The 16,412-nt window shown below is 64.6% G+C and carries 19 protein-coding genes and 1 tRNA gene; 12 read left to right on the forward strand and 8 right to left on the reverse strand.

The genetic code is table 11. The features are described from left to right. Positions 1 to 5: 5 nt before the first annotated feature. Positions 6 to 1,103 (forward strand): LPS export ABC transporter permease LptG, encoded by a 1,098-nt coding sequence (lptG, locus tag N6L26_RS08870; protein ID WP_263605234.1) that lies wholly within the window; start codon positions 6 to 8, stop codon positions 1,101 to 1,103. Then, the gene (locus N6L26_RS08875) at positions 1,100 to 1,618 is read left to right on the forward strand and encodes a GNAT family N-acetyltransferase (RefSeq protein ID WP_263605235.1); all 519 of its coding nucleotides are present in this window, start codon (positions 1,100 to 1,102) and stop codon (positions 1,616 to 1,618) included. The genes lptG and N6L26_RS08875 overlap by 4 nt, the downstream gene beginning before the upstream one ends. Positions 1,619 to 1,655: 37 nt before the next feature. Here N6L26_RS08875 and N6L26_RS08880 read toward each other — a convergent pair whose 3' ends face one another. Continuing rightward, positions 1,656 to 2,753 (reverse strand): fatty acid desaturase family protein, encoded by a 1,098-nt coding sequence (locus tag N6L26_RS08880; RefSeq protein WP_263605236.1) that lies wholly within the window; start codon positions 2,751 to 2,753, stop codon positions 1,656 to 1,658. A 147-nt stretch (positions 2,754 to 2,900) separates the two neighbouring features. On the opposite strand from N6L26_RS08880, the gene N6L26_RS08885 reads away from it, so the two are divergent. Both N6L26_RS08885 and N6L26_RS08890 read left to right on the forward strand, forming a co-directional pair. Continuing rightward, entirely contained in the window at positions 2,901 to 4,064 is a 1,164-nt protein-coding gene (locus N6L26_RS08885) for an N-acetyltransferase (RefSeq protein WP_263605237.1), read from the forward strand. Positions 4,065 to 4,190: 126 nt separating this feature from the next. Further along, positions 4,191 to 4,622 (forward strand): response regulator, encoded by a 432-nt coding sequence (locus N6L26_RS08890; RefSeq protein ID WP_263605238.1) that lies wholly within the window; start codon positions 4,191 to 4,193, stop codon positions 4,620 to 4,622. 231 nt (positions 4,623 to 4,853) lie between these two features. Here N6L26_RS08890 and N6L26_RS08895 read toward each other — a convergent pair whose 3' ends face one another. Beyond that, on the reverse strand, positions 4,854 to 5,600 hold the full coding sequence (locus N6L26_RS08895; RefSeq protein ID WP_263605239.1) for a Crp/Fnr family transcriptional regulator: 747 nt from the start codon (positions 5,598 to 5,600) through the stop codon (positions 4,854 to 4,856). Positions 5,601 to 5,744: 144 nt separating this feature from the next. Between N6L26_RS08895 and N6L26_RS08900 the strand changes: the two genes are divergently transcribed. Further along, complete coding sequence (locus N6L26_RS08900) at positions 5,745 to 6,536, forward strand: response regulator (protein ID WP_253522164.1); 792 nt, start codon at positions 5,745 to 5,747, stop codon at positions 6,534 to 6,536. Positions 6,537 to 6,623: 87 nt separating this feature from the next. Here the strand turns inward: N6L26_RS08900 and N6L26_RS08905 are convergent, their stop codons facing one another. Continuing rightward, positions 6,624 to 8,228, reverse strand: a complete 1,605-nt coding sequence (locus tag N6L26_RS08905) for a CHASE domain-containing protein (protein WP_263605240.1) — start codon at positions 8,226 to 8,228, stop codon at positions 6,624 to 6,626. A gap of 255 nt (positions 8,229 to 8,483) precedes the next feature. Between N6L26_RS08905 and N6L26_RS08910 the strand changes: the two genes are divergently transcribed. From N6L26_RS08910 to N6L26_RS08920, 3 genes are read left to right on the forward strand one after another with little or no spacing between them, the layout of a single operon-like run. Then, positions 8,484 to 8,675 (forward strand): NepR family anti-sigma factor, encoded by a 192-nt coding sequence (locus tag N6L26_RS08910; protein ID WP_263605241.1) that lies wholly within the window; start codon positions 8,484 to 8,486, stop codon positions 8,673 to 8,675. Further along, positions 8,675 to 9,280, forward strand: a complete 606-nt coding sequence (locus N6L26_RS08915) for a sigma-70 family RNA polymerase sigma factor (RefSeq protein ID WP_263605242.1) — start codon at positions 8,675 to 8,677, stop codon at positions 9,278 to 9,280. The genes N6L26_RS08910 and N6L26_RS08915 overlap by 1 nt, the downstream gene beginning before the upstream one ends. A 58-nt stretch (positions 9,281 to 9,338) precedes the next feature. Next, on the forward strand, positions 9,339 to 10,517 hold the full coding sequence (locus tag N6L26_RS08920; RefSeq protein WP_263605243.1) for an AI-2E family transporter: 1,179 nt from the start codon (positions 9,339 to 9,341) through the stop codon (positions 10,515 to 10,517). A gap of 57 nt (positions 10,518 to 10,574) precedes the next feature. Here the strand turns inward: N6L26_RS08920 and N6L26_RS08925 are convergent, their stop codons facing one another. Further along, the gene (locus tag N6L26_RS08925; protein WP_263605244.1) at positions 10,575 to 11,186 is read right to left on the reverse strand and encodes a superoxide dismutase; all 612 of its coding nucleotides are present in this window, start codon (positions 11,184 to 11,186) and stop codon (positions 10,575 to 10,577) included. 175 nt (positions 11,187 to 11,361) lie between these two features. Here N6L26_RS08925 and glmM point away from each other — a divergent pair, with 175 nt between their 5' ends. From glmM to thiD, 3 genes are read left to right on the forward strand one after another with little or no spacing between them, the layout of a single operon-like run. After that, on the forward strand, positions 11,362 to 12,699 hold the full coding sequence (gene glmM, locus N6L26_RS08930; RefSeq protein WP_263605245.1) for a phosphoglucosamine mutase: 1,338 nt from the start codon (positions 11,362 to 11,364) through the stop codon (positions 12,697 to 12,699). Further along, positions 12,699 to 12,923: a DUF1272 domain-containing protein gene (locus N6L26_RS08935; RefSeq protein WP_263605246.1), complete on the forward strand. Its 225-nt coding sequence runs from the start codon at positions 12,699 to 12,701 to the stop codon at positions 12,921 to 12,923. Before glmM ends, N6L26_RS08935 begins: the two co-directional genes overlap by 1 nt. Before the next feature lie 8 nt (positions 12,924 to 12,931). Then, a complete protein-coding gene (thiD, locus tag N6L26_RS08940) occupies positions 12,932 to 13,750 on the forward strand; it encodes a bifunctional hydroxymethylpyrimidine kinase/phosphomethylpyrimidine kinase (protein WP_263607281.1) in 819 nt (272 codons plus the stop codon). Here thiD and N6L26_RS08945 read toward each other — a convergent pair. Further along, positions 13,732 to 14,622: an LOG family protein gene (locus N6L26_RS08945; protein WP_263605247.1), complete on the reverse strand. Its 891-nt coding sequence runs from the start codon at positions 14,620 to 14,622 to the stop codon at positions 13,732 to 13,734. The genes thiD and N6L26_RS08945 overlap by 19 nt on opposite strands. Positions 14,623 to 14,674: 52 nt before the next feature. Then, positions 14,675 to 14,750, reverse strand: a tRNA-Trp gene (locus N6L26_RS08950). An 85-nt stretch (positions 14,751 to 14,835) separates the two neighbouring features. Here N6L26_RS08950 and aat point away from each other — a divergent pair. Next, positions 14,836 to 15,519, forward strand: coding sequence for a leucyl/phenylalanyl-tRNA--protein transferase (aat, locus tag N6L26_RS08955; RefSeq protein ID WP_263605248.1), 684 nt, complete (start codon positions 14,836 to 14,838; stop codon positions 15,517 to 15,519). Here aat and N6L26_RS08960 read toward each other — a convergent pair. Both N6L26_RS08960 and N6L26_RS08965 read right to left on the reverse strand, forming a co-directional pair. Then, positions 15,423 to 15,956, reverse strand: a complete 534-nt coding sequence (locus tag N6L26_RS08960) for a DUF2155 domain-containing protein (protein WP_263605249.1) — start codon at positions 15,954 to 15,956, stop codon at positions 15,423 to 15,425. The two genes, aat and N6L26_RS08960, sit on opposite strands and share 97 nt — an antisense overlap. A 2-nt stretch (positions 15,957 to 15,958) precedes the next feature. Then, entirely contained in the window at positions 15,959 to 16,357 is a 399-nt protein-coding gene (locus N6L26_RS08965; protein WP_263605250.1) for an NADH:ubiquinone oxidoreductase subunit NDUFA12, read from the reverse strand. Positions 16,358 to 16,412: the final 55 nt, after the last annotated feature.

The raw sequence follows: 16,412 nt of genomic DNA on the forward strand, positions 1-16,412 counted from the left end.
ATCCCATGCAGCTCGACTTCTTTCCCTCGCGCACGCTGACGCTGTACCTGGCGAAGCTCTTTGCCGTGCGCATCGCGGCCATGCTGTTCGTCCTGGTGCTGGTGTTGATGATGCTCGACCTGCTTTCGAGCAGCGGCGAAATCCTCGCCGTGCCGGGTAATGGCCAGGGCGAACTGCTCACCTATGCGGGGCTGCGGATACCGCAGTTGATCTCGCGCTTCCTGCCCTATTCGGTGCTGTTGGCGACGCTGATCACGCTGGTGACACTCAACCAGAACAGCGAGGTCATCGCGATGAAGGCGGCGGGGCTGTCGGCGCACCAGGTGCTGGCGCCGCTATTGCTGACCGCAGGCATCGTGTCGCTGGTCACCTTCGGCTTCAACGAGCGCGTGGTCACCCGTTCGACCGAAACGCTCAAGGCGTGGGAAGCGGTCGATTTCGGCCCCATCCCGACCGACAGCAGGGTGCGGACCAATGTCTATCTGACCGATAATGGCAATATCCTCACTGCCGCCTATCTCGCGGGTTCGGGCGATGCGATCGCCATGCGCAAGGTCACCTGGTACCAGCGCAATGACGAAGGGATGATCGTCGAACAGGTGCAGGCCGATAGCGCGCGCTATGCCAGCCCCGGCTGGCGGCTCGAGGGGATTACCCGGTTCAGCGTGCAGAATGCGGTGACCGAACAGCCTGCCACCATGGTGGTGGGCGAAGGGCTGACCCCCGACCAGATCGACTTGGCCAAGATCGACCCCGACGCCGAACCCTTCTGGACGCTGACCAATTCGATTGCCGAATTCGAACGCGCGGGGCGGCGGACCTCCGAATTGCGCGCCAAGTGGTGGCACAAGATATCGGGGCCGCTGTCGGCTTTCCTGATGCCGCTGCTGGGCGCGGTCGCCGCCTTCGGGCTGGCGCGGTCAGGGCAGCTGTTCGTGCGCGCGGTGATCGGCATGGCGCTGGGGTTTGCCTATTTCGTGATCGACAATGCCGCGCTGGCGATGGGCAGTTTCGGCGGCTACCCGCCCTCGCTGGCGGCCTGGGCGCCGTTCTTCCTGTTCCTGCTGATCGGCGAGACGGTGCTCATCCGCACCGAGGAATGAGCGATTTCTCGATCCGGCTGGCGCGCGCCGCGGATGCCGAAGCCCTACCCGCTGTCGAACGCGCCGCCGCGGTGCTGTTCGCGGGCGATCCCGATTGCGCGAATATCGATTTCGATGCGGTTCGTTCTGCCGGGGAATACCGCCGGTTAATCGCGCGCGGCCATTGCCTCGTCGCCGAAATGGGCGAGCGGATCGTCGGCTTCCTCGCCGCCCAGCCTTGCGGCCGCGAACTGCATATTTGCGAAATGGACGTGCATCCCGACTGCCAGGGCGAGGGGATCGGCGCGGTGATGCTGCGCGCCTGCCTGATCGATGCGGGCAATGCGGGTTTCCGCGCGGTGACGCTGACGACCTTCCGCGACCTGCCGTGGAACGGACCGTTCTACACGCGGATCGGCTTTGTCGAAGTGGCGGACCTAGCCGCGCACCCCCGGCTGGCGGAAGAAATCGCGGCCGAGATCGAGGCCGGACTGCCCGCCGAGCGGCGCATCGCGATGATCCACTTTCTCGGCTGACAGCCTCGCTACCGGATGAAGCTGGTGCAGCGCGCGATCAGCCGCGCGGGCGCATGGTGTTACGCGCGATGCGGGCGACCAGCACCCCCATCCCCGCATGGTTGGCCCCGTGATAGCTCGAATCGGTCGCCAGCTCGCCCACCAGGCGGCGATGCGCCTCGGGCAGCGAGTGATAGGGCATCGAGGGCATCAGGTGATGCAGCGCATGATAGCGCAGGCCCACCGGCGCCCAGATTTCGGCGATCCGGCCCGGCGGCGGGACATTGACGCTGTCGAGGAATTGCGCGGTGACGGTCATCGCCTCGCCCTCGTTCTCCCAAAGGTGGGCGACCAGCGTACGCAGTTGGTTGAGCAGCGCGACCACCGAAGCCACCGCCAGCGCGACCAGCAGGGGTTTCCAGCCAAAGGCGAAGACGCTGCCGATCAGCGCCCAGCTCCACACCATGCCGCCCGCTTCCTGCAGCATCACCCGGCGGCGCAGGTCGCCTTCGGGGTTCTTGCGGCGGAAATCGGGATTGATCGCAAGCGCGCTGAGCCGCTGCCACGTCAGCCGGCGGATCGGCGGGATGATCGCTCCCAGTGGAACGAGCACTGCGAAACGCAGCAGCAGCGCGACCGGCGCGAGTAGCGCGATCAGCACGAATGCGGGCAGGCTCCACGGCTTCATCAGCGCCAGCGGAAGGTATTCGGGATCCTCGATCGTGCCATATTGCGTACGCTTGTGATGCAGCGTGTGGACGCCTTCATACATGAAGGACGGCGTCAGCATGGGCACGCCGACCAGCGCGTTCCACGCGGTCCGGAAGCCCGGCAGCGCTCCGTTACGGAAATGCGAGATTTCGTGGATGAACAGCAAGGCGCGATACAGCGCGAGCACCGACACCACGCCCAGCACGATTGCCAGCGGCAGGCTGCCGGTCAGGATCGCGCCCGCCAGCGCACCATATCCGACCAGCGCCGAGCCGACCATGTCGGTCCAATAGATGTCGGCGCGATGCGCGGCGATATCCTTGGTCAGGTCGCGCGCGGCGCGCAGCATCGTCTTGTCGTCGGGAATCTGGGCATGCCAGCCCGATCCCGCGTCGCGACGCGAAAGCAGGTCGGCACCCGGAATGCTGGTTTGTTGCACGGTCATAATCGAATTTCCTGGGAGGCCCCTAGCCGAAAACACGCGCGCAATACAGCGCGCGCTGTCGATCATAGTGATCGCTACCTTGGCTTCCTTGACAAAGAACAGCTAGCGCACACAGGGCTAATCCAAGCTGAACGAGAGTGTGCGTGAATGTCTGACGGGAATGTGGTGGTCGAACCGGTCGAGGGCAAGACGGGACGAGCCGAATTCGTCGATATCGGCCGCGCCTTTGCCGCGCGCGAGCCGCATTCCGTCCCGCAATTGCGGTCCGAACAGCTCGAACTGGTCGACCCTGCCAAGAACCCGTTCTTCGGCCACGCCTCGCATCAGCTGTTCGTCGCGCGCCGCGGTGGCACGGCGGTGGGGCGGATCTCGGCGCATATCGACCATCTTGCGCTCGAACTGCCGCGCGAACAGGGATTCGGGCCCGGTGCGGGCATGTTCGGCTATTTCGATGCCGCGGACGAGGCGGTTGCGCATGCGCTGCTGCGCACGGCCGAGGAATGGCTGCGCGGACAGGGTATGGACCGCGCGATCGGCCCGATCTCGATGTCGATCTGGGAAGAACCGGGCCTGCTGGTGAAGGGGCAGGATCACGATCCGATGATCATGATGGGCCATCATCCGGCGGTCTATCAGCATTGGATCGAAAGCGCCGGCTATGTCCGCGAGAAGACGCTGCTGACCTACCACCTCGACGTGACGCATGGTTTCCCGCCGCTGATCCAGCGGATCGTGCAGTCGGGCCAGCGCAACGACCGCATCACCGTGCGCCCGGTCGACATTTCGCGCTGGGACGAGGAAGTCGAAACAATCCTGACTATCCTCAACGACGCATGGTCGAACAATTGGGGGTTCGTGCCCTTCACTAATGCCGAGATCGCCTATGCCGGCAAGAAGCTGAAACCGATCATCCATCCCGAACTCAACATGATCGCCGAACTCGATGGCAAGCCGGTGGCTTTCATGCTGACCTTCCCCGATGTGAACGGCGTGCTGCGCCGAGTGAAGGGTCGGCTGCTGCCGTTCGGCTGGTTCCATCTGCTGCGCTGGATGCGCAAGCCGATGAACGCGGGCATGCGCGTGCCGTTGATGGGAGTGCGCCGGGAACTGCACAATTCGCGGTTGGCGAGCCAGCTGGCTTTCATGATGATCAGCCAGATCCGCGAAACCGCGACCGCGAAATACGCCACCACGCGCGCGGAGATCGGCTGGATCCTCGACGACAACCAGGGAATGAAGGCGATCGCCGATGCGATCCAGAGCAGCGTCAACCGCGAATATGCGATCTACCGCAAGGCGCTGGCGACCTGAATCCGGGCGGCTGTCGCAATTGCGCCACGGTCCACGCCTGAACGCCATACGCCGGGAACTGTGCAAGGCCTTGTCCCGTTGGCAGAATAGACGCGGCATCCTTGTCGCGAAGCCTTGCGAGAACCGATGACGCAGCATTCCCAGACAGTCTCAGCCGAGACACTGCCGGACCACGTGCTCGTGGTGGAGGATGACGCTGTCCTCGGCATGGTTCTGGAACAGGCGCTGCTCGATGCGGGCGTGGCGCAGGTCGCGTTATCATCCTCGACCGAACAGGCGATGCAGCACTTGCGGCAGGAGCGCCCCGGGGCGATCGTGCTCGACGTCCATCTCGCGGATCGCGACGATGGCTGGGCGATTGCCGAGCTGGTCCGCACGCTTGGACCCAACAGCCCGCGGATCATTTTCTCGACCGGCGCGCCGCAGGACATCCCCGAGGATATCGCGGCGCTCGGCTGCACGCTGGAAAAGCCCTATGATGCCGCAGTGCTCATCGACGTGCTGCGGGAGCCGAAGCGGCGCGGGATCATCTCCCGCCTGCGCGGCGCACTGCGCTAAACCCTACCCGTTTCCCGATACTTTTCCGCACGCGGATTGCCGTGTTGGCGCCGAATAATGTCGCCAGACAGAAAAAAGGCCTCCGTTGCCGTGCAACGGAGGCCTTTCGGGATCGTATCACCAGCCGCTTGGACGGGAGGGGGGGTCTCGGCGGTGACATAGAGAATACGCGCCGCCAAAAAGAGGGTTCCCACACCGGTCCATTTTTTTTGGGACCCGCGAAAAAACGCTTTAAATGAAGGGCCTGCACGTCTCGCTATCGCGGTCGAACTGGGCGAAGTCGGCGGCCCTGGCGAGGTCGGGCACACGGATTGCGCGCGATTTCCAGTCGACCAGCCCCTCGCGGTGGAGTTGGCGGACCGTGCGATTGGTATGCACCAGCGACAGCCCGAGCATGTCGGCGATCTGGGCCTGCGTGATCGGGAGCGCGACGATATTCTCGTCGCCGGCGAGGCAGGTCGCCTGCGCGCGGTCGAGCAACCATACTGCCAGATAGGTTACCCGCTCGCGGGCGCTGCGCTGGCCGAGGGAGACGATATGGCCCTCGAGCGCCGCCTCCTCTTGCGCGGCGAGCCAGGTGATATCGTAGCCCAGCCGCGGGTGCGCCGAGATCAGGTCCACGAAATCGCCGCGCTTGAACCGGCACAGCCGCGCATCGATTAGCGCTTCGATCGCATGGCTCGACGGCGCATCGAACGCGCCCTGCAAGCCGACGAGGTCGCCGGGGAACATGAAGTTGAGGATCTGCCGCCGCCCATCGGCAAGCGTGCGCGAGCGGATCAGCACACCGTCGAGCACGGTATAGAGCCGGTCGTGCGCAATACCTTCCTCGATCAGCGTATCGCCCCGCAGGAGGCCAACTTCGCCATCCTTGAACCGCTGCATATAGGCAAGCTGGTGTTCTTCGAGCGTTCTGAGGCCCGGACAGGACTGGAGCGGGCAATCGCGACAGGCGATCGGATCGGCAATCTCGTGCAACGCACTGATCTCCTTGGGACAGCGAATTGCGCGCGGGATGCGCTCGGAAAGCCGGGTTTGTCAAACCGCAGCTTGCGGGCCGCCGACTTGGAACCTACTGCCATACGGGACGTTAGAAGCGCGCACCTTAAGGAAGGGGTCTAAATGTCACTTGGTGATCAGATTGCTCGTAACTTGCCGTACCTCCGCCGCTATGCGCGCGCGCTGACGGGTTCGCAGGCTACGGGAGACGCATTTGTCCGTGCCACGCTCGAAGCCGCTCTGGCCGATAGCGAACTCAAACAATCGCTCGAAGGCGGCCGTGTGCCGCTTTACCGGGCCTTCAACAAAGTCTGGTCGAGCGCCTATCTGGATGTTCCGGAAAACGTCGGCGACGACCGCCATGAAGGCGCTGCGCAGGACCGGCTCAAATCGGTTACGCCGCTCAACCGCCAGGCGCTGCTGCTGACCACGCTGGAGGACTTCTCGTCCGACCAGGCGGGTGAAATCATGGATATGGCAGCCGACGACATCGAACGTCTGGCGCAGGAAGCCATTTCCGAGATCGACCGTGAATCGTCGACCAGCGTGCTCATCATCGAAGACGAGCCGCTGATCTCGATGCAGCTCGAAGACCTCGTGTCCTCGCTTGGCCACGAAGTCTGCGGGACGGCTGCCACGCGTACGCAGGCGCAGGAAGTGGTCGCGGAGAAAACTCCCGGTCTCGTGCTTGCCGATATCCAGCTGGCCGATGGTTCGTCGGGCCTCGATGCGGTGGACGATATTCTCGCCATCAGCAGCGTCCCGGTGATCTTCATTACCGCCTACCCCGAACGCCTGCTGACCGGTGACCGGCCCGAGCCGACCTACCTCGTAACCAAGCCGTTCCAGGAGCAGACGGTCCGCGCCGCGATCAGCCAGGCGCTGTTCTTCGGATCGAGCCGTCCGCTGGGCTGAGCGCCAGCCGACAATCGAACAGGGGAAAGCCCGGGCCGCAAGGTCCGGGTTTTTCGTTTGGGGGTCTGTCGTTGGAGACGGCGGCAGTCAGTTCCTGCGGCCACCGGGGCCTTTGCGGCGCAGTTCGAACTCGCTCGGTTCGCGAACGGGCACCATCAGCGTGCAACGCACACCCTCGGGATGGAATTTGAGCTCGACCGGGTGGCGCAATTCATGCGCGACGATCTTCTCGATCAAATCGGTGCCGAACCCGCGTCGCTGCGGCTTCGTTACCGGCGGCCCGCCGCTTTCGATCCATTCGATCTTCGCCAGCGTATCGTTGAGCTGGCTCCAGCAGACCGACACGCTGCCCCCGGCAATGCTGAGCGAACCGTATTTGGCGGCATTGGTCGCCAGTTCGTGGATCGCCAGCCCCAGCGACAGCGCATCATTGGGCGCGAGTTCGGTGTGCGGGCCGATCAGCTCGAGCTTGTGATCCTCGTCGCGCGCATAGGGCGCCAGTTCGACCTCGATCACCGAGCGGATTGGCGTGGTCCCCCATTCCGACTGCGTCAGCAAATCATGCGTGGCCGATAGCGCGCGGATGCGCCCGTCGAGCCCTTCGGCAAATTCGTCGAGATCGTCCGACCGGCGCCGGGTCAGCGAGACGATCGACAGCACATTGGCGAGCGTGTTCTTGACCCGGTGGTTGAGCTCGCGGGTCAGCGAATTGCGGATCGAGTTCTGCTCCTCGAACCAGCTGATCGCGCGCCGGTCTTCTAGCGTCTGCTGGGTGAGCAGGCGCGACACGAGCATCAGCAGGCTGGCAACGGCCAGACCGAACAGCAAGGTGATCATCGACATCGAGGAAAGACCCTCGGCGCGTGCCGACTGCACTTCGAGCACCATCGCGCGGTTGGCCAGACTGACCTCGCGGGTTTCGGTCGAGCGGCCCTCGACCCACCCTTCACTCTGCGCCATCGACATGCGCGCGGGCGTCTCGCCATCGAGCAACCGTGCACCGACCGCGTCGTAACTCACCAGTTCGCCTGCCGAATCGAGAAACTGGGTGGCGTTGAACGGGCTGTAGATGAAGCCCTTGAGCCCGCGCGTACTGCTGAGCCCGTCGTAGACCGGCATGTATATGAGGAAGCCTGCCTCCCTGCCGCCGCCTTCCTGCACCAGCACGATCGGCCCGCTTGCGGTCGGCCGGTCGTTGGCCGCCGCCAGATCCATCGCCGCGCGGCGGATCGGATCGGCATACATGTCGAAGCCCAGCGCCCGGCGATTGCGGACGGTGTCGGGCTGGAGATAGAGGATCGGCGTGAGCATATCGCGCGGCTGGTCCTCGATCGTCGGCGAAACGCGCTTTTCCTCGACCCGGCTGACGCCGAGCCGGTTCTCGAACGCCTCGACCTCGCCCGCTTCGATCACCGGGGCCCAGCCGATGCCCTCGGCACCGCGATAATTCGCATCGAGCCGCAATTCGGAAACGAACCGCCGGAACAGTTCGGGGGTCACCTCGTCCTGCGTCGACAGCAACGCTGCACCCGCGCGCAGATAGGCGGAGCTGGTATAAGCACGGCGTTCGATCGCCGAGGTCATGGCCTGCGCCTTGCGCGCCACATCGGCGGCATCGCGCTGCTTTTCGCCGCGCTCGATCGCGAACACGCTGAGCACGGTGATGCCGGTCACAAGGACGAAAATCAGCACGGGAATTCCGCGCGGATAATCGATCAGCCAACGCCGGCGGCGTCCCTTGCGTTGGAGTTCTTCGCTGACCAGCTTCTTGTCCCTGTCGATTTACCCGGCCTTCTAGTATGCCGCGTGGCGGGTTTGGTTCCACTTTGCAACTTGCGGGAACCCGCGTTTGATCCGCGCGTTGTGCGAAGCACATCCGGGATCGTCGCTCTCGCCAACGGGAACACCCCCTAGCGAGAACCAGAAGAGGGTACTACCTTTCACGTCATGAACTCCGACACACCAAAAAAACCGCAGCGGTCGCCCGCCGGCGGACCGCCCCCGAGTTCCCGCGCAGGCGGCCGCGGCAAGGACCCCGATTGGGCCAACGGCCTCAGGCAGCTGTATGATTCGGTAGTCGAGGAACCGCTGCCCGACAGCTTCCAGAACCTGCTCGACCAGCTGGACGCCAAGAACTGATGGCCGCCGAGGAACGGACGGCCGCCGATGCAGCCGATTTCAAGCGCGAGCTGACCGAGGTGGTGCCCCACTTGCGCGCGTTTGCGCGCGGGTTGTGCGGACGCGCCGACATGGCCGACGACCTGGTGCAGGAAACGCTGCTCAAGGCGTGGGCGGCGCAGGAGCGGTTCCAGCCGGGCACCAGCATGCGCGCCTGGACCTTCGTGATCCTGCGCAACGCTTATCTTACCGACATGCGTCGCAACCGCTTTCGCGGCGAATATGACGAGACGGTCGCCGAACGCGTACTGACCGCGCCGGCGGGCCAGGAAGAACCGATCCACCTGTCCGACATGCACCGCGCGCTGCTGACGCTACCGCCCGAGCGGCGCGAAGCGCTGTTGCTGGTCGGCGCGGGCGGTTTTTCCTACGAGGAAGCCGCGACGATCTGCGATTGTGCCGTGGGTACGATCAAGAGCCGCGTCGGACGCGCCCGTGCGGCGCTCAATTCGATGCTCGCCGAAGGCAACATCCCCAAGCGCTCGATCGATGACCACGCCGCGCACCGCGCGATCCTCGAGGAGCTCGACGATGTCGCCGCAGGCCAGGGTGGCAGCCGCAGATAGAATAACTTCGTCGCTGCGCCGCTTGTCACGATTTGCCGCGCAAGGCAGATAGATAGCGATGAGCGACACCCAGCCTCCCGAGCAGAGCGCCCCGCCCGCCCCCGCCCGCCGGTCGCGCAGGCTCGCCTTTGCCGAACAGGAACTGCGGCTGATTTCGTCGCTGGTCCTGCTGATCGGCCTGGGCCTGTTTCTGGCGCTGCCCTTCGTGCTGTCGATCGGTTCGGTGGTGTTCCTGCCGGTGGTCACCGCACTGGTGCTGACGGTGATCCTGTCGCCGCTGGCCGACAAGCTTAACGGCTGGGGCCTGCCCAATGCCCTTGCCTCGCTCACCGCGCTGCTGTTCTTCTTCGCGATCCTGTTGCTCGCGCTGGCGCTGATCCTGCAGCCAGCGGTCGCCCTGTTCGACGATGTTCCCGCGATGGCGCAGGGCGTGATGGCGCGCTTCGGCGAATTGCGCGAGCGCTTCGCCTGGGTCGCCGCGCTCAACGAACAGCTCGGTGCGCTGATGAATACCGACGGCACGCGCGAAGTGGTGCTGGCAGCGCCGAGCCTGCTCGAACAGGTCGCTTTCGCCACGCCTAGCCTGATTATCGAAACCATCCTGACGCTGCTGATGGCCTATTTCATGATCGAGGCGCGCGTCCGCCTGCGCCAGCGGCTGCTGTTCGGCCGCGCCAGCTTCGGCACCAGCATCAAGGCCGCGCGCGTGATCCGCGAAGTGCAGGACCGGGTTGCCGCCTATATTCTCACGGTGGGCTGGATCAATGCGATGGTCGGCCTGGTGGTCGCACTGGGCGCCTGGGCGCTGGGGGTCGATGCGCCGATCATGTGGGGCGGGCTGGCCGCGCTGCTCAATTTCCTGCCCTATGTCGGCCCGATCGTGATGGTCGGACTGCTCAGCCTGTTCGGGATCGGAACAACCGAAACGATCGTGCTCGGCCTGGTTCCGGCGGCCGCCTATCTTGCGCTGCATACGGTCGAGGCGAATTTCATCACCCCGTCGATCCTCGGCGCGCGGTTCACGATGAACCCGGTGCTGATCCTGATCGCGCTGTCCTATTTCACCTGGATCTGGGGCGTGTTCGGTGCGTTGCTGTCGGTCCCGATCCTGCTGATGCTGACCGCGCTGTTCGACCATATAGGCCGCCCCAACCTCGTCGGTTTCATCTTCGGCGAACCCCTGTTCGCGACCAGCCTGCTCGACGAAGCGGACAAGGCCGACGCGCCCGCCCCATAGCAAAAGCCCGCCGCCATTGCTGGCGACGGGCTCGGTATTCGTCAGATGCCGTGCGGCTTAGCCGGGATACTTCCAGGTCGTACCGCGCGCGAGGTTTTCGCTCGCGAAGCTCCAGTTGAGCTTGCCGTTGACCGCATCGAGATAGGCGGGGCGGGCATTCTGGTGATCGAGGTAGTAGGCGTGTTCCCACACATCGATCACGAGCAGCGGGTTCACCCCGTCGAGGTCGGCCAGCGTGTCGCCGTCATGCGTTTCCTCGATGGTCAGCTTGCCGTCCTTGACCGCAAGCCAGACCCAACCGCTGGCGAAGTGGCCGGCGCCGCGTTCGGCGAGCTTTTCCTTCACGCCGTCGACCGAGCCGAAGACTTCGTCGATCATGCTCTTGAGCTCGTCCGACGGGCTGGTTTCGTCAGGCGCCATCGAGTGCCAGTAGAAGCCGTGGTTCCAGCTCTGCGCCGAATTGTTGAACAGGCCCTGGTCGCTGTCGCGCGCCGAGGCAATCACCGCTTCGAGGTCCTTGCCTTCGAGGTCGGTGCCCTCGATCGCCTTGTTGGTCTTGTCGAGATAGGCCTTGTGGTGCTTGCCGTGGTGAAACGACAGCGTCTTGGCCGAAACCGCCGGTTCCAGCGCGGTGTCGTCGTAAGGCAGGTCGATCAGCTCAAAAGCCATGGATTGTCCCCTCTTGGGTTGGTGTGAACAAATTTCGTACTTGCGTCCCTAACGCCCCTACAAGCGCGTGGTTGCACATAACCGCGATATTGCGCGCGAAAAGGGGGGCGAACGGTCTTTTATTGTGCGCACATTCGCGCCATTGGGGCCGCGACACAAGGGAGTTCATCGATCTATGGCGCGCAAGTTCTTCGGGACGGACGGAATTCGCGGACGCACCAACAGTGGTGTGATGACCGCGGCCACCGCGATGCGGGTCGGCCAGGCGGCGGGGACGCATTTCCTGCGCGGCGAGCACCGCCACCGCGTGGTGATCGGCAAGGACACGCGCCTGTCGGGTTATATGATGGAAAGCGCCCTGGTGGCGGGCTTCACCAGTGTCGGCATGGACGTGATCATGACCGGGCCGCTGCCCACCCCGGCCATCGCGCTGCTGACACGCGAGATGCGCGCCGACTTGGGCGTGATGATTTCCGCCAGCCACAACCCGTTCGAGGATAATGGCATCAAGCTGTTTGGCCCCGACGGGTTCAAGCTGTCGGACGAGACCGAAGCCTCGATCGAACGCCTGCTCGAACAGGAACCGCTGCTGGTCGAGCCCGACCGGATCGGGCGCGCGCGCCGGATCGAGGATGCGCGTGGCCGCTATATCCACGCGGTGAAACAGTCGGTCGCAAGCGACATCCGCTTCGACGGGCTGAAGGTGGTGGTCGATTGCGCGCATGGCGCGGCCTATCAGGTCGCCCCAAGCGCAATCTGGGAATTGGGTGCGGAGGTCATCGCCATGGGCGTCGCGCCCGATGGCATCAATATCAACGACGGCGTCGGGTCGACCGCGCTCGATGCGATCAAGGCCCGCGTGGTCGAAGAAGGCGCCGACATCGGCATCGCGCTCGATGGCGATGCCGACCGGCTGATCGTGATCGACGAGCAGGGCGAGGCGGTCGATGGCGACCAGCTGATGGGCCTGATCGCCAGCCGCCTGCACGCACGCGGCGACCTGACCGGCGGCGGCGTGGTTGCCACGGTGATGTCGAACCTGGGGCTCGAACGCTACCTGGCTAGCCTCGGCCTGACGCTCGAGCGAACGAAAGTCGGCGATCGTTACGTTCTCGAGCGGATGCGCGAAGGCGGCTTCAATGTCGGCGGCGAGCAATCGGGTCATATGATCCTGACCGATCACGGCACCACCGGCGATGGCACGGTTGCCGCGCTGCGCGTGCTCGCGAGCCTGGTCCGGTCGGGCAAGCCCGCCAGCGAATTGCTGCATGTCTTCGACCCGGTCCCGCAAGTGCTCAAGAATGTGCGCTATGCCGGCGGCACCCCGCTCGAGAGCGACACGGTCAAGCAGGTCATTGCCGAGGCCGAGCAGGAGCTTGCGGGCAAGGGCCGCCTCGTTATTCGCCCCTCGGGGACCGAGCCGGTCATCCGGGTCATGGCCGAGGGTGACGATGCAGGCCAGGTCGAGGCCGTGGTTGACCGGATTTGTGCCGCTGTGAAAGACGCCGCCTGATGCTCGAAATGCGCCCCGATTGCGAACGCTGCGGGACCGACCTTCCGGCCGAAAACGCCGGTGCGTTCATCTGCAGCTTCGAATGCACCTTCTGCACCGAATGCGCCGAAGCGCTCGACGATGTCTGCCCCAATTGCGGCGGCGAGTTGATGGACCGCCCGACCCGCGCGAAGCAATTGCACGAGAAATTCCCGCCGGGCACGAAACGGAAGTTCGCCGGGTGAGCGACGCCATGACCCCGCGTATCCTCTCGATCGCCGGCTCCGACAGTTCGGGCGGCGCGGGCATCCAGGCGGATATCAAGACGATCACCATGCTGGGCGGGTATGCGATGACCGCGATCACCGCGGTGACGGCGCAGAACACCCTCGGCGTACAAGGGGTGGAGGCGCTGTCGCCGCAATTCGTGCTTGAGCAGGTCGAAAGCTGCCTGTCCGATATCGGTGCCGACGCGATCAAGATCGGCATGCTGGGATCGCCCGAGACCGCGCGGCTGCTGGCCCAGCGGCTCGACACATTTGCCGGCCCCATCGTCTTCGATCCGGTCATGGTCGCAACCAGCGGCTCGGTGCTGGCGGACGAGGCGACGATCGCCGGTTTCGCCGCGCTGATGGAAATCGCGACCATCGTCACTCCCAACCTGCCCGAGCTCGAGGTCCTGACCGGCCGCACGGCCATCGCGGACGAGGACATGTTCGAGGCGGCGAAGGAGCTTGCCGACCGGCACGGGATCCAGGTGCTGGCCAAGGGCGGGCATGCAGGCGACGAAACGCAGGTGGTCGACCGGATCGCCTCACCCAGCGGCAAATACGCCAGCTTCGCGCATTCGCGGATCGAAACGCGGCACACGCATGGCACGGGGTGTACGTTGTCCGCCGCGCTGGCGACCATGCTCGGCTATCGCCAGCCGCTCACCCATGCAATCCGTATCGCGCGCGCCTTTACCCATGCCGCGATCGAGCAGGCGCCGGGCTTTGGCGAGGGCTCAGGCCCGCTGGGCCATCACGCGGTGCGCAACCGCAGCGAGCGCGATCAGCAGCCCAAATCGTAGAAGTCGCACAGATATTCCCATGCGTCTTCGGCGGTTTCGCACCAGCGGAACAGATCGAGGTCCTTCTTCGAGATCGTGCCTTCTTCGGCGATCGCTTCGAAATTGACCACGCGCGACCAGAATTCCTTGCCGAACAGCAGGATCGGGATGGGTTTCATCTTGCCGGTCTGAATCAGGGTCAACAGTTCGAAGAATTCGTCGAACGTGCCGAAGCCGCCGGGGAACACTGCGACCGCACGGGCGCGCAGCAGGAAGTGCATTTTGCGCAGCGCGAAATAATGGAAGTTGAGCGACAGGTACGGCGTCACATACTGGTTGGGCGCCTGTTCGTGCGGCAGGATGATGTTGAGGCCGATCGACTCGCCCCCCGCCTCGCTGGCCCCGCGATTGGCGGCTTCCATGATCGACGGGCCCCCACCCGAGCAGACGACGAACTGGCGCTTGCCGTTTTCGATGATCGATTTCTCGGTCGCCATCTTGGCCAGCTTGCGCGCTTCGCCGTAATATTTCGACTTGGCCACCAGCCGCTCGACGATTGCGCGTTCTTCATCGGGCAGGTCCTTCGCGCCTTCGAGCGCCGTATCGGCAGCTTCGGGAGGCGGGATCCGCGCACTGCCATACATCACCAGCGTCGAGCCGACGCCGGCCTCGTCGAGGACCATTTCGGGCTTGAGCAGTTCGAGCTGGAAGCGCACCGGGCGCAATTCCTCGCGCAGCAGGAAATCCTTGTCCTGGAACGCGAGCTTGTAGCTGGGGTGCTCGGTCTGCGGGGTCTGCGATTCGAGGCCCTGCTTTTCGAACCGGGCTTCCTGTTTGGCGGCATAGAACTTGCGATCTTCGATACCGCGCCGGCGCTTTTCGTCTTCTGTCATCTGCCGCGCGATAGGCCGCGCTTGCGGCAACGACAAGTCATCGAAGAAGAAATGGCAGGGGTGACAGGATTCGAACCCGTGGCCCTCGGTTTTGGAGACCGATGCTCTACCAGCTGAGCTACACCCCTGCAGGAAGGGGGCGCATTAGTAGGGCCGACCGCACTTGGCAAGGTGCATATCGCCCGACGCGCGGAAGTGATAACAGGGACCGCAATGCATGCCCCCGCCACATCCCGGATCCCGGTCGAATTGCTGCTGCGTGCCTATCGCGGCGGAATCTTCCCGATGGCCGACCATCGCAGCGATCCCGAAGTCTATTGGGTCGAGCCGCGCGAACGCGCGATTATCCCGCTCGATGGCTTCCGCGTGTCGAAGAGCCTGAAGAAGACGCTGCGGCAGGATCGCTTCCGCGTGACCTGCAATGCCGATTTTGCCGGTGTCATCGCCGAATGCGCGGCTCCGCGCGAAGAGCACGCCGAAAGCTGGATCAGCCACCGGATAGAAGCCAGCTACAACGCGCTGAATGTGGCGGGCCATGCGCATTCGATCGAATGCTGGCAGGGCGGCGCGCTGGTCGGCGGGCTATATGGCGTCGGTTTCGACCGGGTGTTCTGCGGCGAAAGCATGTTCAGCCGCACGCCCGATGCCAGCAAGGTGGCGCTGGCGTGGCTGGTCGCGGCGATGCGCGAGGCGGGCTATGCGCTGCTCGACTGCCAGTTCATGACCGACCACCTGGCCACGATGGGCGCAGTGGCGGTCAGCCAAGCGCAATATATGCAGATGATGGCCCGGCTGGACGGTTATCCGGCGGACGAACTGCCCGATGTCGTCGCGCGATTCGGCGCGTCTTCCTCACCCGGAAAATCCATCACGCAGTCCTTGATCCACACATCGTAGATCGGGTGTTCGACCACGTTGAGGCTGGGCGAGTTCTTGAACAGCCAGCCCGAAAAGACCTTGCGGAAATTGTCCTCTGTCCCGCGTTCCTTGACCAGCACCTGCACGAAACCGCCCGTTTCCTTGGGCATTTCCCACGGCGCGGTGCGCTCGCAGGCCTGCAGGCGGACGATCACATCGCCGACCCGCTGCTGCTCGCCGGGGCGCAGTTCGAGGTCCTGGCTGACATTGTTGCGCTTGTTGAGCAGGCCGAGTGTGGCGACCCGTTCTGCCATCGGCGTGCCCAGCCCCGCTTCGGCGGCGGGGCGAGCGGGCAGCTCGCCTTGCTGCAAGTCCTCGGGAATCGCGGTCGCGGTCGCATCGGCGGGCGCGTCCGCTTGCTGGTCACAGGCCGCGACCAGCACCGCCGTGGCTAGGAGGGCAAGCGCCCCGCGCATCGTCACGCCTCGGGCGACCAGGCTTCGTAATCGCCCGTCGCGCGGGCGCGTTGTCCACCCCGCTCGAGCGCGCCCGCGGGGCGATAGGCAGTCGCGGTGCCTGTAGCATTGGGCGTGTAATCGGTTTCCCAGATCCGCGCCGCGGGCAGATTGCTCTCGGGTACGTCGTCGAAAGAGCCGTGCAGCCAGCCGTGCCATTCGCTCGGCACGCGGCTGGCATCATTGGCACCCTGATAGATCACCCAGCGTCGTTCGCGGCCGTCACCGGTCTTTTTCTTCGAGCGGTAATAGCTGTTGCCCTGCGCGTCGGTGCCAACCTGCTCGCCATTGCGCGACGACCACAGGAGCGTGCCGATCGTGGCGCCGTCCCACCAGGTAAAAATCTTGCCGAGGATGTTCATGGCCGCGCGATTAGCCGTTTATTTGCCGGGCCTCAAGCGCCGCCGTGCGCATCGG

The sequence above is a fragment of the Qipengyuania sp. SS22 genome, assembly GCF_025736935.1.
Taxonomy (GTDB): domain Bacteria; phylum Pseudomonadota; class Alphaproteobacteria; order Sphingomonadales; family Sphingomonadaceae; genus Qipengyuania.